This window comes from Bacillus sp. ISL-34 (assembly GCF_018613325.1).
In the GTDB taxonomy this organism is placed as follows: domain Bacteria; phylum Bacillota; class Bacilli; order Bacillales; family DSM-1321; genus Peribacillus.
Genome location: NZ_JAGGQJ010000018.1, coordinates 100,356 through 115,284, shown reverse-complemented (window position 1 = coordinate 115,284; position 14,929 = coordinate 100,356). Strand labels below are relative to the sequence as shown.

General features: G+C 40.6%; 14 protein-coding genes and 1 pseudogene. 10 read left to right on the top strand and 5 right to left on the bottom strand.

What is annotated here, in order from left to right; genetic code table 11:
- Positions 1 to 185: 185 nt before the first annotated feature.
- The 3 genes and pseudogenes from J7E52_RS14075 to J7E52_RS14065 all read left to right on the top strand — a co-directional run.
- Entirely contained in the window at positions 186 to 1,244 is a 1,059-nt protein-coding gene (locus J7E52_RS14075) for a DUF2157 domain-containing protein (RefSeq protein ID WP_214747455.1), read from the top strand.
- The gene (locus J7E52_RS14070) at positions 1,237 to 1,773 is read left to right on the top strand and encodes a GDYXXLXY domain-containing protein (RefSeq protein WP_214747453.1); all 537 of its coding nucleotides are present in this window, start codon (positions 1,237 to 1,239) and stop codon (positions 1,771 to 1,773) included. Before J7E52_RS14075 ends, J7E52_RS14070 begins: the two co-directional genes overlap by 8 nt.
- Before the next feature lie 523 nt (positions 1,774 to 2,296).
- A pseudogene (locus J7E52_RS14065) lies at positions 2,297 to 2,715 on the top strand (transposase); the annotation flags it as partial.
- 170 nt (positions 2,716 to 2,885) lie between these two features.
- Here J7E52_RS14065 and J7E52_RS14060 read toward each other — a convergent pair.
- The 4 genes from J7E52_RS14060 to J7E52_RS14045 all read right to left on the bottom strand — a co-directional run bounded on the left by J7E52_RS14060 (position 2,886) and on the right by J7E52_RS14045 (position 6,390).
- A complete protein-coding gene (locus J7E52_RS14060) occupies positions 2,886 to 3,365 on the bottom strand; it encodes a C40 family peptidase (protein ID WP_214747450.1) in 480 nt (159 codons plus the stop codon).
- A gap of 187 nt (positions 3,366 to 3,552) precedes the next feature.
- Positions 3,553 to 3,825 carry a phage holin gene (locus tag J7E52_RS14055; RefSeq protein WP_214747447.1) on the bottom strand — a complete coding sequence of 91 codons (273 nt, stop codon included), beginning with the start codon at positions 3,823 to 3,825 and terminating at the stop codon, positions 3,553 to 3,555.
- 434 nt (positions 3,826 to 4,259) lie between these two features.
- A complete protein-coding gene (locus tag J7E52_RS14050) occupies positions 4,260 to 5,438 on the bottom strand; it encodes an LL-diaminopimelate aminotransferase (protein ID WP_214747444.1) in 1,179 nt (392 codons plus the stop codon).
- A 61-nt stretch (positions 5,439 to 5,499) separates the two neighbouring features.
- Positions 5,500 to 6,390 carry a TIGR01777 family oxidoreductase gene (locus J7E52_RS14045; RefSeq protein ID WP_214747442.1) on the bottom strand — a complete coding sequence of 297 codons (891 nt, stop codon included), beginning with the start codon at positions 6,388 to 6,390 and terminating at the stop codon, positions 5,500 to 5,502.
- A gap of 503 nt (positions 6,391 to 6,893) precedes the next feature.
- On the opposite strand from J7E52_RS14045, the gene J7E52_RS14040 reads away from it, so the two are divergent.
- From J7E52_RS14040 to J7E52_RS14010, 7 genes are all read left to right on the top strand, one after another.
- Complete coding sequence (locus tag J7E52_RS14040) at positions 6,894 to 7,307, top strand: GNAT family N-acetyltransferase (protein ID WP_214747439.1); 414 nt, start codon at positions 6,894 to 6,896, stop codon at positions 7,305 to 7,307.
- Between the two features lie 316 nt (positions 7,308 to 7,623).
- The gene (locus tag J7E52_RS14035; RefSeq protein ID WP_214747436.1) at positions 7,624 to 8,094 is read left to right on the top strand and encodes a DinB family protein; all 471 of its coding nucleotides are present in this window, start codon (positions 7,624 to 7,626) and stop codon (positions 8,092 to 8,094) included.
- 288 nt (positions 8,095 to 8,382) lie between these two features.
- Positions 8,383 to 8,967, top strand: coding sequence for a YjgB family protein (locus tag J7E52_RS14030; protein ID WP_214747433.1), 585 nt, complete (start codon positions 8,383 to 8,385; stop codon positions 8,965 to 8,967).
- A gap of 216 nt (positions 8,968 to 9,183) precedes the next feature.
- The gene (locus tag J7E52_RS14025) at positions 9,184 to 10,773 is read left to right on the top strand and encodes a PHP domain-containing protein (protein ID WP_214747430.1); all 1,590 of its coding nucleotides are present in this window, start codon (positions 9,184 to 9,186) and stop codon (positions 10,771 to 10,773) included.
- Positions 10,774 to 11,082: 309 nt separating this feature from the next.
- On the top strand, positions 11,083 to 11,907 hold the full coding sequence (locus J7E52_RS14020) for an amino acid ABC transporter substrate-binding protein (protein WP_214747427.1): 825 nt from the start codon (positions 11,083 to 11,085) through the stop codon (positions 11,905 to 11,907).
- A complete protein-coding gene (locus tag J7E52_RS14015; RefSeq protein WP_214747599.1) occupies positions 11,891 to 12,595 on the top strand; it encodes an amino acid ABC transporter permease in 705 nt (234 codons plus the stop codon). The genes J7E52_RS14020 and J7E52_RS14015 overlap by 17 nt, the downstream gene beginning before the upstream one ends.
- A gap of 29 nt (positions 12,596 to 12,624) precedes the next feature.
- Positions 12,625 to 13,362 carry an amino acid ABC transporter ATP-binding protein gene (locus J7E52_RS14010; protein WP_214747425.1) on the top strand — a complete coding sequence of 246 codons (738 nt, stop codon included), beginning with the start codon at positions 12,625 to 12,627 and terminating at the stop codon, positions 13,360 to 13,362.
- A 74-nt stretch (positions 13,363 to 13,436) separates the two neighbouring features.
- Here J7E52_RS14010 and J7E52_RS14005 read toward each other — a convergent pair whose 3' ends face one another.
- On the bottom strand, positions 13,437 to 14,612 hold the full coding sequence (locus J7E52_RS14005; protein ID WP_214747423.1) for an MFS transporter: 1,176 nt from the start codon (positions 14,610 to 14,612) through the stop codon (positions 13,437 to 13,439).
- Positions 14,613 to 14,929: the final 317 nt, after the last annotated feature.

Below are 14,929 nucleotides of genomic sequence, written 5' to 3'. Positions count from 1 at the left end.
AAACAGTACTGGTCACCGAACAATACATCTTATGTAAATAATTTACCACATGGTACTGTTTATTGCAAGGTACTGAATTTTTGGTACTACATGCATTTCAATAAGGGTAGAAGAAAATTAACATTATATTCAAAGCTGCAAGAGAATACGATGTATAATAGTAAAATGTGGAAGGAGGAGTTACTTTGGCCAACAAAGAAATAACAAAAAAGCAATTCGATTTTCTTGAACATGAATTTAATTACCTTGAAAAGGAAGGAGTCATCTCCCAGCAAGAGAAGGTGAGGATGTTAGGTTCCTATGATGTAAAAGGTAATTTGAGCTTCATCACTATTCTATTATCCATTGGCGCACTTCTTTTAGGTTTAGGCGTATTGACCTTCGTAGCCAGCAACTGGATCTATTTAAGTAAAGCGGTTAAATTCCTGCTTATCATTGCATGCCTCATCGGAGTGAACTTTGCTGGTGTGAAGGTGCAGGCACGCTTTCCCAAAACGTCACGAAGTCTGCATTATACAGGTATTCTGATCTTTGGTGCAGGGATTTTTCTAATCGAGCAGATGTTTAACATCAGCATCAATTTCAACAGTTCCTTTTTATTATGGGCGATCGGTGCTGTATTCATTGGATACTATTTGAAGGATGTCTTCGTTCTCCTTTTTACATCTTTCCTGCTTTTCATTTATATTAACGGAAGTATATTCGTTGATGAAACGTCTTATCCGCTTGCCATTCTTATATTTCTACCGGCTTTATACTTTTTGTTAAAGAAATTCGATTACCCTAAATATCTGACCTTTGTCATTAACGCTTTAACCATCAATACAATTGCCTTATTTCTTATGGAATTCGTGCCGAAGCTGGGGTTTGAAAATTCGAATACGATTGTCCTTTCCATTCTGTTTGTGCTGGGAATCGTACTTGCCTATATTCCTGTAAGAGGCAAATTACAAAACATCACCCACATACAAGGGCATATCTTACATGGTATTACTGCACTCTTCCTTACCTTTGATTTTTCAATCTGGTTCCCTTTAGCTTATTTCGTTTTTCTGCTATATCTCATACTAAAAGGCAGTTTGACCAGCATCGTGATTATATGTGTACTGATTTTCAGATATTACATCTATTCCTTTGACTTCCTGCCAAAATCGCTTACATTCATCATCGGCGGAATCATGCTTATCGGTTTTGGCTTCTTCTTTGAAAATCAACGAAAAAAAGGAGGGGAACTCAATGAATAATCCATCATTCCGGCCACTCATCGTATTTTCCATTCCAGTCTTGATTCTGTTAGTCTTGGCGTTTCCTCCGGTCTTGACAACAATGACAGGAGATGTAATCAAGATCAAAACAGCCCCTATCGACCCGACTGACTTGTTTCGGGGAAGCTATGTGGCTTTGAAATACGAAATTGAATCCGTTAAGCCATCACAAGTCGATGACTCGATTAAACCCCTGTTCCATACAAGAAATATGGGTGATTTTAAAAAGGTATATGTACGTTTAAAACAAAATAAGGATGGACTATACGTTGTAGATTACGTAACGAAAGAAAAACCAGGCAATGGCGTTTACCTAAAAGGGGAATTGGAAATCCCATATGACCTGCAAAATGCTGAAACCATTCAGATCAGATACGGTCTGGACAATTATTTCGCATCCGAAGAAAAGGCAAAGGAAATGGAGAAGGACGCATTGGTCAATCCTTCAGTGGCCGTCGTCAAGGTTCGTAATGGCAATGTTGTTTTAACGGATATCATCATTGAATGAATGAACCCGGAAATGACTAGCAAAAAGAGCATCGGTTTTCGATGCTCTGAACTGTAGACAAACTCGATGAAAATCGATTTTGTCTACAGTTTTTTTTAGGGGTTTGTGCAATTTGAACGTTGATTTCCACTCCAGGCACTCGCTTTCCGCGGGCGGTCCGGGAGCCTCCTCGGCGACTTTGCGCCTTGCGGGGTCTCCCCTGGACTCGCTTTTCCCGCAGGAGTCTCGCACCCTCCGTTCCAATCAACTTTGTTTTAACTTTTAGATAGAACCATTTTGCCTAAAGTCTTTATTGTTTTAAAATAGAATTAAAAAAACTTGAGGTGATGAAGATGCTTTCTAAACATGATTCTATTCAGCGTAATCAACTTGAAATGGTTACTTTAGATCAACTGGTGCCTGAACCCAATTATTGGTCAAACTGACTTTCATTCAATATACCTTCGGTATTCGTTCAATGTGTAAAACAATTGATGAAGTTGAAACAAATATGGCTTACCGTTGGTTCTTAGGCTATGGTTTCCATGTATACGATGAACATTTTGATTGTTACCTTTGCCCTTCGGGTGAGCTATTAAAGTACTCAACAACAAATAAAGAGGGATATCGCGACAAATAGCCAAAACACATCTGTGCCACATGCTCATCTTTATCACGGTGTACAGAAGCAAAGACTATCAAAAAGTGGTGACACGGCATATCTGGCAAACAAATGTGGAAGAAGCAGTTCATCTGCGTCATCATCAAGAGGTAAAACCTATATATGCGAAACGTAAAGGAACGATTGAGCGTGTATTCGCAGATGCAAAAGAAAAGCATGGTATACGTTGGACTACTTTAAGGGGACATAAAAAATTGTCGATGCAGGCGATGCTTACTTTCGCTGCCATTAATTTAAAGAAGATGGCCAATTGGATATGGCAAGGTCCAAATATGACCTAACATAGTGTGCTCGTAGAGCACCAATCTCTTAACTTTAGCCTAAAATTCAAAGGGAATTTCAAAAGGGTTCGGAATTTTTTAATTCCGAACCCCTTTTGTCTACAAACTGAGTGCATCGGTTTTCGATGCTCTTTTTATTGCTGGACTTTTTTCATACGAACATCAGATTGTTACTTAATGACTCGTTTCGCTCCGATATATTTTTCATTCCAATACTTATCACTCATTTTGACTACTTTGACCCCTTTGGTGGTGGTCCCGACAAATGTACCATTTCCATAATAGATTCCTACAAAAGAGACCTGCCCTTTCTTACCTGTGGCATAGAAGACCAAATCGCCCGCTTTTAAGTCTTTTTGCTTCACGGCCTTTCCGATTTTATACTGTTCCGCACTCGTTCTCGGAATCTTCATTTCTGTTGCGGCATTTTTATATACATACTGGGTAAGACCGCTAGCATCAAACCCTTTTGGGGTCGTCCCCCCATATTTATATTTGCTTCCGACCTGCTTCTTTGCCAAAGCGGCAACTTCATCACCATAATTGATAGAGGCTGAAGCATTAGCCGGACTGAAAATGAATGCCATCAATAATGCTCCGATCAAAACTATCGCTGCAAGCCATTTTGAAACTGGTAAACTATAACTCATCCTTTTTCCTCCCCAAACTGAAAATGAACCACAATTTTAAATGTATGTTGCATTTCGGTTTTCAGACCAAAAATCATTTGGGGCCATTATCTGCAAAAAAACAAATAACCAAATAACGCCGTTGTGTAGCAAGTAACGGTGTTATCTGGTATATTCTACTCTTCAATAGATGAAAGAATAGTGCCCATTACTTAGGCTCCTCGTATTGTCGTGCATTCTCACTGTCGCCTAGACCTTTAGTGGTATGATCGACCACACCGCCGACCCCAAAGAATGTAAGCGCTATGAAGTTAATGATGCCTAAAGCCCCGTTCAATGCATCATCAGTAATGGTAAAGCCTATAGGGGTAATGAAATTGTTTATGAACGCGGCAACCATCTGCGCCAATAATAAAAGCCCAGGAAGGAGTACAGTGAATATAAACGTCGGATTCTTAAGACGCACTTTCCAGTTGATCATTGCTTTTCCCCCTCTCTATCATATTAAGTCCGCTTCATTGAAAATGGTTGCGGACTTGCTATATATTATGCGGCTTGTCCTTTTTACGTTCGGAAATTACATGAAATAATCTATCGCTCTAGTTTCCAAAACAAAAAAAGCCCATCCGGGGATGGACCTTCTCTTAAACTTCATGGTAGTTTTAAAAAACACTAGAGAGTGCCTCACTTTAACAAGTAATCAACAACTTCCTCTAGCTCTATATTCTCCTCAGCGTGCCAGTTGATTCCTTCCTATAGTAAATAAGCTTCTGACTCTACAGGTCATTTGGAAGTCACCGTCGGCAAACCTTTTCTCTCAATCTCACCCGGAATGGATACTGGCGGCAAGTCCCCTGTCAGCCAAAACCGTTTATACTGCTGAGCCAATTTATAACCTGATTATATTGAAAGCTGTCACACTTCAATTTTTTCCTCCAAAAACGATCGGATCCGTTCAGCAGCTTCTGTCAATCTTTCGGCCGGCTGGACCAAGGCCATTCGAACATACCCTTCACCCTGCTTCCCAAAAGCATCGCCTGGAACGACCGTGACCCCTGCTTTTTCAATCAATGCATAGGAAAACTCCCGTGATTTCCAGCCAGCAGGAATTCTTGCCCAAATAAACATCGTAGCTGAGGTTTTCGGTACATGCCATCCCCCTTTTGCAAGACCTGATATTAAGGCATCTCGTCGGGACTCGTATTCCTTGACCTGTTCGGATAACAGCGAAAGATTGGAAGTTAGCGCCATCTCGGCAGCTTTTTGGATAGGATAAAAAACCCCATAATCGATGTGCGATTTCAACGTTCCCAGGATGTTCAGCGCCTCTCGATTGCCCACCGCATATCCAATGCGGCAGCCGGCCATATTAAATGTTTTGGAAAGTGAGTTAAATTCAATCCCCACTTCCTTGGCATCCGGAATGGACATAAAGCTTATTTGCGGATGATCATCAAAAATCAACTCGGAATAAGCAAAATCGTGAACCACCATGATCTCGTTCTTTTTCGCAAACGATATGACCTCCGAAAAGAATGCTTCATCAGCAAGGGCGGTGACTGGATTTCCTGGATAACTGATGATCATCATTTTGGTTTTTCTCACTATTTCATCCGGAATTCCGTTGAGCTGCGGCAGGAATCCATTTTCGGCAGTAAGCGGCATCGGATGAATGATTCCGCCTGCAAGCTCTACACTCGCTTCATAAATCGGATATCCCGGATCTGGCACCAGCACATAATCTCCAGGGTTTATCATCGCCGTTGCCAAGTGTGCAAGGCCATCCTGCGATCCCATCAGTTGGAGGACTTCCCTTTCTGCATCAAGCTCCACTCCATAACGCTTCCGATAAAAATAACGGACTGCCTCATGGAATTCAGGTGTACCTTTTAACGTATACCCGTAGGAATTGGGATCTTGCGCATACTTCACAAGCGTATCCACTACGAAATCCGGCGGTGGTAAATCCGGACTTCCTACACTCAAATCAATAACATCCAGCCCTCGTTTCATTGCGTCCTGCTTGCGGGCCGCCAACTCTGAAAATATCGCTGTTGTGAATCTTCCGACTTTTTCAGATGGAGTCATATTCATTCTACAATTCCCCTCCATTAATGATTTCTATCTATCATTATAGCAATCTATCTCGAGTATTTTAAGAATTCATCAATATCTGTTCCAGAGCCTCATCAAGATAATGGAATTTAAATGCATACCCCGCCCTTTCCAATCTCTCAGGTATGACCCACCTGCTTTTTAATATCAATTCCGTTTCGGTACCCATAAAGAAAGCCCCCATTTCAAGCATGGGTGTTGGACAGGGCAGTCCTATCCTAATATTCATGAGTTTTCTCAAATGAGCCATCAATTCACGATTTGTAACTGGATGCGGCGATGAACAATTGAACACCCCGCTCAACTCCTGATTCTTTCTCAGAAAAAGGACAATGTTAAATAAATCTTCTATATGTATCCAACTGAATTTCTGATTTCCTGATCCTTGATGGCCTCCCAGTCCGAATTTAACCAAATTCCTATATGGGGTCATCACTCCCCCATCTCCCAATACAATGGCGATCCGTAAAGCTATTTGTCTCGTCTTGGGTAAGCGGAAATCGAAAAAAGAGCGTTCCCACGCTTTCGCCACTTCTACGGAAAAGCCTGAACCGATTACACCATCACCCTCCGTCATTGGTTTATCCTCAGCATGCCTGTATATCGTTGCCGTACTTGAGTTTATCCATAATGAAGGAGGATTTTCACATTGTTCAATCGCCTTACCTAGCACTTCAGTCGTATCAGTTCGTGAATCCAATATTTCTTTCTTATTCTTGGCATTGTAGCGGCAATTGACCGTTTTTCCTGCTAGGTTGATTAACATATCCGAATTATCGATCGTTTCCCTTATTCCTTCTATATCTTCCCAGCCAGTATGCGGGGTTTGTCTGGAGATGATCCTTACCTCATATCCCAAATTCCTGAAATGCTTTTCAAAGTATTGACCGACAAAACCAGTCCCGCCAGCTAAAATCACTTTCTTCAGCATATAACCAACCCGCTTTCTTTTATGAGTGAATAGGTCCAATGATAACCAGACGACCCTTTTTGTGAATTACTTCACAATTATACCATATTATTACATTAGCTGGTATCACCAATACATAACGCATACTCGTGCAAATGGTGAACTTGTCCAAGCAAAAAGGAATATTACACATAGATTAGTAATGTGGAAATTTATAAAACAAAGGGATGATTGCAGTGTCAAACAAAAAACTAAGAAGAACTGGTGGCTCCAGAACTGGAAATTCCGGAAGTGGAAATAGCAGAGGCAGGTCTGCCTTGGGGAGAATCTTAAATGATTTATTAAACAATAATAGAGGTACTTCAATCAAGGAACCTACTTCAATGAAGGAATTCAGAAGGAATTAAGAGATTTCTTTTTTGAGATTAACATGGAAGCCCTTTGGAATATTCTAAAGGGTTTCCATATTAATAAACAATAATATGATATCCGCAATTTGGTTTAATAGAGAAAAAGGAGAAGTTATGATGTATTTTCGAGACTGGAAACCTAACAAAGATATCAAGAAATTAACGGATATTACGGTAAGTAATTTTCGGGTTTCGTCTGATACAGTGCATAAAATTTTGCAAAAGTCACATAAGGTACTTGTGATTTGTAATGATAAAGGTAAAGTAGTGGGATTTCTTTGTTATAATCTTTATTTATATAAAGTCGCTCATGTTAATTATGTGGTCATTGACAAGAAATATAGAGGAAAGGGAATTATGCAATCCCTTTTACCGGAATTAGTAGCTCATGCAAGAGAAAAAGGGATCCTTGCAGTGTCCGGTTTGGTAAACAAAAATAACCCTGAAGCATTGCAAAAATTTAAAGACTTTGGCTTTAAGCCAATTTTAACTTATCAAGATGACATTCTAATTCAATCCTTTATATAACAAGGGCCTCCTGCCCCCGCTTTGCGTAATTATGAAGATAGATTGTGAAAAATACAATCTGTTTTACCCATGATAAATATGAATCATGTGTTTCTCCAAAAAAATAGGGAATGAAACCGCCTGTAAATTCTGCACGAATTCATAGGCTTTTTCCCTGTACTCTCTTTTAACAGGAGCTGTATAAATAATAGTAGGAATACGCAATAATTCACCACCTCAAATAGTTCGTTAAATTTTCTATATTTTCAAATGATTCCATTATTTTCACCTTCCATTCGTGTATAGTGAATGTATACCTGCAAAAAGGGGGATCTTTATGAAATCGATAGAACTTATCATCTTGAATCTGGAAGAGGTTAGAAGAAGAAACATTAAACTATGGACTTCAATACCTAAAGGCACACTCCATTGGAAACCGGACGATAAGGCAATGAGCTGTTTAGAAATGGTTAGACATGTCCTTGATAGTGAGCATTACTATCATTTATCTATTAAAAATCAAGGCAGCTTACCCGTTTATGAATCACCCTTTGAAAAACAGCCGCTTATCTCTGTAGATGCCGAATTAAACTTTGCGGAACCTTACAGGCGTGATTTTTTGGAAACAATCATATCCTTCAGTGAGGACGACTTATCCTCCATTAAAATTGATCGCTCCGATATTGGGTATATCAGGGATTTAGGAGATATGTTGCTAAGGATCGCTTATCATGAATCTGTACATACTGGTCAATTATTGGACTACTTAAGAACTGCTGGAGTTCCTAGAATTAGCGTTTGGGATTAATTGCATCATTTTCAAAGGGTGTTTCATCATGATGAAGCCCCTTTATTTTTTCGAAGGCATGAATTATGAGTTCAAGACAGCTCCTCCCTTTTCAAATTTATAATCTTTGTTATATATTCTCTAAATCACGCGGTCCAGCAATTTTCACATGATGAGAGGCCATGAGGTGTACAGATCAGGTATGGGGCGGGTTTCAAATGACCATCATGCTCAAACTACCCAATTGCCCCAAGAAAATGTTTTGTGTTAGAAAATTGTGGAAAAGTAATGATATAGGAGGGATAAGAAATGTTATCTAAAAAACCAGCGGTCAGAATGGTTAGCGCCGTTATTCTAACCGGTTCTCTTTTAGGGGCAGGTACATCGTTTTCAACAGAACCGGTTGGAGCTGTATCCACAATGGATTCCACTTCTGGCATAGCTAAGGAACACGCTCTTACCACCTTACATGAAATCCACAACAAAGCTTTTTCAGGGGAAATGCCTTATACTGCCATGGGTTTGAAAATTAATGAAAACACCCAAAAAGAAGTATATGAGATATTTGGTTCTCCCCCTGAGCCAGGTAACACAGATGAAACTTTTGACTATTACCATGCAGAAATGGGGCATCCAGGATTTGCATTTGCCTATAACGATGACAAAACCATCTCACAAATCCGATATTTTGGGACAAATGTAGAACGGAACCATAATCTAGGAAGCATCACTCCTAAAGTTTTAGGAAAACAACTCGGCAGTGCTGACGAAATACGCCATATTTCCAGTACGAATGAAATCAACTATATTTATAAGACAGGAAATTATGAATTGCAATTCATTGTCGGTGAAGATCAAACTGTAGATCATATCAATCTACTCGAAGCTAAATAATTTTTACTGCAAAATAGTTGGCGCAGGTTGTAGAGAAAGAAAATTTTCTCTACAGCCTTTTTTGTTTCAAGCCCCCGCTGTCACCGCCCCATAACATATAATGGAAGCAAACCTTTCATTTACAAAATCCATACTCCCCCCAAACGGGTTCTTAATATTTTTACAATAAAATTAGCTTGTTCAACATTTTTTCAATATATGGAGGGTGCCGGTAAGATGATTAATAAGTTCAGGGCTTTCACAGTATCGGTTCTAAGCATAGCCATCCTTTTTCAGGGTCTTCCGGTCGCGGTTGCTGCAAAAGATGCAGAAGACAATCAGACAAATCCGGGAGGCAGATGGATGAAGGGGGAATATCATGCCCATACCACTCAGTCCGATGATGCCGAGGGATCACAGAGCCTTGAGAGCTTGCTAAATAACGCATTTGATAAGTATGGTATGGATTGGATGGGAATTTCCGACCACTTGAGGATGTCTTCAAGGGATGATGAGGGAAATTTGATTCCAGGCGGGCCGATACCGCTGTCTCAGGGAATCATTCAATATCAAGCCCCGAAAATGGAGCAACTGCAAAAAGAGGGCAAATTTAAAAACAAAGTCATCTTTTCAGGCTTCGAATGGGATATGCCCACATACGAGCATGTCGGCATAGGCATTTTGGGAGATCAGGCTGGCTCACCGAAAAGTCTGAAAGCTGGCAATCAGTTTGAATATCTGTTCACCAATCAGGATGAAAAGATGTTTGATTCTAAGGATGTAGCCGTCTGGAAAGCACAGGATCAAAGAGCCAATAAGACATCCGGGGATGCTCGAACAGCATTGGCATGGCTTGAGAAAAATTATAAGAATACAAGTTATGCCATATTGAACCACCCATCAAGAAAAAGGGTGTACAAAATATCTGATTTTCGCGACTTCAATAATATCGCCCCGGATGTCATGTTCGGATTTGAAGGTATGCCAGGTAACCAGATGGAGCCAGATAGAGGCGGTTTAAATCTGACAACACCGGAAAACCGTACATATGGCGGTTCCGATTACATGCTTGCTAAGGTAGGAGGTGCTTGGGATGCGCTTCTTGGGGAAGGTCGTAAGTTCTGGAACTTTTCCAATTCGGACTCCCATTTTGAAATCAGTGAAAACCGCCTATACTCCAGCGGTTACTGGCCAGGAGAATATTCCAAGAATTATACATGGGTAAATGGATCATCGATGCAATCCGTCCTTGATGGCTTGCGATCTGGGAAATCCTTCTCCGTTTTTGGGGACTTGATCGATGCCCTTGATTTCCAAGCTAAAAACGGAAACAACAAGGCAGATATGGGCGGGGATCTTAAAGTGAAGGAAGGACAGATGATCAAGATCACCATTCGATTTAAGAGCCCCCAAAAGAACAATAACGGGGACCCCGTCAAGGTGGATCACGTGGATCTAATTTCCGGGGAAGTAACCGGGAAAGCAGTACCTGGAACACCTGCTTATAATAAAGCCACCAATGATACGACAAAAGTGGTTAAACGTTTTACAAGTAAAGACTGGAAAACGGATCGCGATGGTTTTCATACCATCACTTACAAAGCAAAAGCAAATAAAGATCAATATTTCCGTTTGCGCGGCACGAATCTAGGGGAGAATGTCCCTGGAGAAACGATGGACGGTGAACCGCTGATCGATGCAAAGACTGAAATCGAGGATAACGAAATACGCTTTTCAGAAATAAACAAACGTAACTATAAAGACCTTTGGTTCTATTCGAACCCTATCTTCGTCAGTGTAGAGGATAAAAATCATAAAAAACGTTAAGTAAAAAAGAATCCTGAAATAGTTCTGGACGGTCCAAAAAGCCCCTCTTCCACTTAGCTAATAGTTGACGTGGAAAGGGGCTTTTTGGACCCTTAGAATGGATTTCGGTTCATTTTCTTTAAGTTCCTTCCCTCGGATAACGATACATCTTTCTTTTAGTTTTATTTCACTTCAATGCGTGAAAAGGCGTATAATTCACCAAGTTTCATTAACACTAATGATGTAAGTTATTTTCATTGACTTTTTTCCTTTTCTTGTATAGTATCACAGAGTATCAATCCCTATCAGATTACTAGGAGGTTTACCCAAATGAAAAAAATGGTTGCACTTTTATCGCTATTGTTAGCTTTCACGGTTGTACTTACCGCTTGTGGCACCAATACCAAAAATGAGGCAAACGATACCGACAATAAATCTTCTTCACAAGAAAGTCTATATGATAAAGTCAAAAAAGATGGCGTATTAACTGTTGGAACAGAAGGTACATACCCTCCTTTCACATTCCACGATGATTCAGATAAACTAACGGGGTTTGATGTTGAAATTGCTAAAGAAGTGGCAAAACGCCTTGGAGTGAAAGCTGAATTCAAGGAAACACAATGGGACGGCATGTTTGCAGGATTGGATGCTAAACGCTTTGATATGATCGCAAACCAAGTGGGCATCGATGAAGACCGTCAAAAGAAATATGATTTCTCTGACCCATATATTCAATCAGGAGCCGTATTACTTGTACACAAGGATAATACGGATATTAAATCCTTCGATGATTTGAAAGGCAAGACCTCTGCACAATCCTTAACGAGTAACTACAATGAACTGGCCAAATCACATGGTGCTGAAGTTACAGGTATTGAAGGATTTTCTCAATCCGTGCAGCTTATTGGTTCTAAACGTGTGGATGCAACGATCAATGACAAATTATCGTACCTTGATTATAAAAAACAACACCCGGATGCACCTATCAAAGTGGCTGATGAGGAAGAAAGCGGAGTCGCAAGTGGTTTAATGTTCAGAAAAGACAGCGGCAAATTAGTGGAAGAAGTAAACAAAGCACTTAAAGCAATGAAAGACGACGGCACATACGCGAAAATCTCGGATAAATGGTTTGGTGAAGATGTTTCTCCTAAGTAATATTTTCACCGACCCCGAGCGTATGAACCAGCTTGTTTCCATCGCTCAAACCTCCCTCTATCCTATGATAGAGGGAGCTATTCAATATACGATTCCACTAACATTGATCTCATTCGTTCTTGGCCTTATTCTTGCTGTACTCACAGCGTTGGCTAGATTATCTTCCATTAGGATTCTTCAAATAATTGCGCGTGTATATGTGTCAATCATCCGCGGGACACCTTTACTTGTGCAATTATTTATCATTTTTTATGGACTTCCAAACTTAGGTGTAACCATCAATCCTTTCATATCGGCTATTATAGGATTCTCTTTAAATGTGGGAGCATACGCTTCGGAAATTATCCGAGCAGCCATTTTATCCATACCAAAAGGGCAATGGGAAGCAGGCTATTCAATCGGGATGACATATACCCAAGCTTTAAAGCGCATCATTTTGCCGCAGGCAGCACGGGTATCCATTCCCCCATTATCCAATACTTTCATTAGCCTTTTAAAAGATACATCGCTTGCATCACTCATTCTTGTAACGGAATTATTCCGTAAAGCTCAAGAAATCGCTGCAAAAAACTATGAATTTCTACTACTTTACATAGAAGCAGCTGCTTTATATTGGATTTTGTGTACCATTCTATCTTTCATTCAAGGAAGTTTAGAGGACAGACTTAATCGTTATGTAGCAAAATAAGAACCGCAGTAGTTAAAGGAGATTTTAAAATGATCAACATTAAGAATCTTCATAAATCGTTTGGTGACCTTGAAGTATTAAAGGGTATCGATTTGGAAGTGGAGCAAGGTAAAGTCATTGTATTGATCGGTCCTTCGGGTTCAGGTAAAACAACCTTTCTTCGTTGTTTGAATCTCCTTGAAGTACCCACGGACGGGACGATTGAAATCGATGAAACCATAATGGACTTCAAAAAACCCGTTAGAAAAAATTCGATTACATCTTTTCGCAGTTTGACAGGGATGGTTTTCCAAAGCTATAACCTCTTCCCCCACAAAACGGCATTGGAAAATGTAATGGAAGGACCCATCATCGTAAAAAACATAGCCAAACATCAAGCGAAAGAAACGGCTGCTTCCCTGCTTACAAAAGTGGGATTAGGTGAAAAAATTGATTTTTATCCGTTTCAATTGTCCGGCGGACAGCAGCAACGAGTCGGAATTGCAAGGGCCCTGGCCATGGAGCCTAAGGTCATGCTATTCGATGAACCCACTTCCGCTTTAGATCCCGAACTAGTTGGAGACGTGTTACAGGTCATGAAAGACCTGGCGAAAGAAGAAGGCATGACAATGATCGTGGTAACCCATGAAATGCGTTTCGCCCGTGAAGTCGCCGACGAAGTCATTTTCATGGATGAAGGAAAAATAATGGAGCGGGGAACACCAGAGCAGATTTTCACAAACCCTAAAGAAGCGCGTACACGTAAATTCCTCAATATGATTCAATAAAAAACGGTGCTATTCAAGCACCGCTCGCGTCCCCCCATTTTTAGAAATGGGGGGTTTTTATGTTCACCATCAAATTAATGAGATGCATGGACCTGTCTAGTCTGTGTCCGTGCATGGTATAACTGAAAAAGGATCAAAGCAAAAACGGAAAGGATCGCGCCCGATATAAATGGTAAGTCTATCGAAATCGAAAATAACCAACCGCCTATCGGAGGACCTGCAATCCTGCCGAACGAGTCGAAGGAAGATAGCAGTCCAGTGACACTGCCATGGCCCGTCATGGAACTTTTGGTCAGCAGTGCCGAAATTGCCGGCCGGATGAATCCATTACCCACTCCGAAAATCGTCAGGAAGACCGCCGATGTCCAAAAACCGGAAGAAAACAGGATGAGAATGAAACCAACTGCCGATACGATGATCCCCATTCGGATGACCGCGCCTTCCCCATATTTCTTTGTCATCCTACCCACTAATCCACCTTGAACGATCGCACTGCCAACCCCCATGATCATAAAGATATAGCCTAATTGGACAAGATTGATATCAGCCTTTTTGGCTGCAAAATAGGCAAAAGTCGTTTCGAGTCCTGCCATTGAAAGGGTGACGATCATTTGCAGAAAAAACATGGTTTTAAGAGGCCCTTTAAAGGCTTTCCACATGGACTCTTTATTTTTTGACTGCTGGGCCCTCTTTTCAACTGTAAGTGATTCCTTCAGTATTGCAATCACTAAGAATAAAGTAATCAAAGAGGATACTCCAGCAATGTAAAAAGGTAAATTCAAACTTGATTTGGAGAATGCCCCGCCAATCGCCGGTCCAAAGATGAATCCAAGCCCTGTAGCGGCCCCGATGATTCCCATCCCTTTTCCCCGATCTTCCGGCGTAGTAATATCAGCCACATATGCCATTGCGGTTGGCATGTTTGCCGATGACAAAATCCCGCCAATGATCCTTGCTACAAATAATACCCATAAGGAATCTGCCGAAGCCGTGATGAAAAACGAAAGAGCCAAGCCGGCAATCCCGATTATCATGACAGGCTTACGTCCTATCCGGTCAGATATACGTCCCCACACCGGGGCGAAAAATAATTGCATTAATGAATAAACAGCCATTAAAAGTCCAAGCTCAGTAGGACTGCCACCAACCTTTTCGGCAAGGAACGGAATGACGGGAATGATGATCCCAAATCCGACCATGACTAAAAACATCACTAAAAAAAGAACGGGTAACACCTTTTTTGTTTCCATTATTTTTTCTCCTTTTACTCTTCCACATTCGCTGCTTACTTTTATAGAAAGATTTGGGTCAATACAATGAATGCCTGAATCATATTACATAGCATAATCTTCCTGACAATACTTTAAACAGTTTATCATACAACCTTTACCAAATCAGTATGAAGCACGATCTTCTTTCGAAAACTCGCTTAACTAAATAAAGACCTGGCATCATGATTCCTGATCTCTACAGTAATTTTTCATGTAATGGTACTTACGTTTTTTCCAGTTGTTTCGTGAAAATAATGGAAGGAGTTCGTAAAAAAACTTTCCCTCCCCTTATTTTT

What these genes read in the sequence shown, in the direction of transcription:
- J7E52_RS14045 (WP_214747442.1), bottom strand. Translation starts at nt 6,390, where the DNA reads ATGCTGAAGAAAGTGATTTTAGCTGGCGGGACTGGTTTTGTCGGTCAA.
- J7E52_RS14060 (WP_214747450.1), bottom strand. Translation starts at nt 3,365, where the DNA reads ATGAGTTATAGTTTACCAGTTTCAAAATGGCTTGCAGCGATAGTTTTG.
- J7E52_RS14025 (WP_214747430.1), top strand. Translation starts at nt 9,184, where the DNA reads ATGATTAATAAGTTCAGGGCTTTCACAGTATCGGTTCTAAGCATAGCC.
- J7E52_RS14010 (WP_214747425.1), top strand. Translation starts at nt 12,625, where the DNA reads ATGATCAACATTAAGAATCTTCATAAATCGTTTGGTGACCTTGAAGTA.
- J7E52_RS14030 (WP_214747433.1), top strand. Translation starts at nt 8,383, where the DNA reads ATGTTATCTAAAAAACCAGCGGTCAGAATGGTTAGCGCCGTTATTCTA.
- J7E52_RS14055 (WP_214747447.1), bottom strand. Translation starts at nt 3,825, where the DNA reads ATGATCAACTGGAAAGTGCGTCTTAAGAATCCGACGTTTATATTCACT.
- J7E52_RS14070 (WP_214747453.1), top strand. Translation starts at nt 1,237, where the DNA reads ATGAATAATCCATCATTCCGGCCACTCATCGTATTTTCCATTCCAGTC.
- J7E52_RS14015 (WP_214747599.1), top strand. Translation starts at nt 11,891, where the DNA reads ATGTTTCTCCTAAGTAATATTTTCACCGACCCCGAGCGTATGAACCAG.
- J7E52_RS14005 (WP_214747423.1), bottom strand. Translation starts at nt 14,612, where the DNA reads ATGGAAACAAAAAAGGTGTTACCCGTTCTTTTTTTAGTGATGTTTTTA.
- J7E52_RS14035 (WP_214747436.1), top strand. Translation starts at nt 7,624, where the DNA reads ATGAAATCGATAGAACTTATCATCTTGAATCTGGAAGAGGTTAGAAGA.
- J7E52_RS14020 (WP_214747427.1), top strand. Translation starts at nt 11,083, where the DNA reads ATGAAAAAAATGGTTGCACTTTTATCGCTATTGTTAGCTTTCACGGTT.
- J7E52_RS14050 (WP_214747444.1), bottom strand. Translation starts at nt 5,438, where the DNA reads ATGAATATGACTCCATCTGAAAAAGTCGGAAGATTCACAACAGCGATA.
- J7E52_RS14040 (WP_214747439.1), top strand. Translation starts at nt 6,894, where the DNA reads ATGATGTATTTTCGAGACTGGAAACCTAACAAAGATATCAAGAAATTA.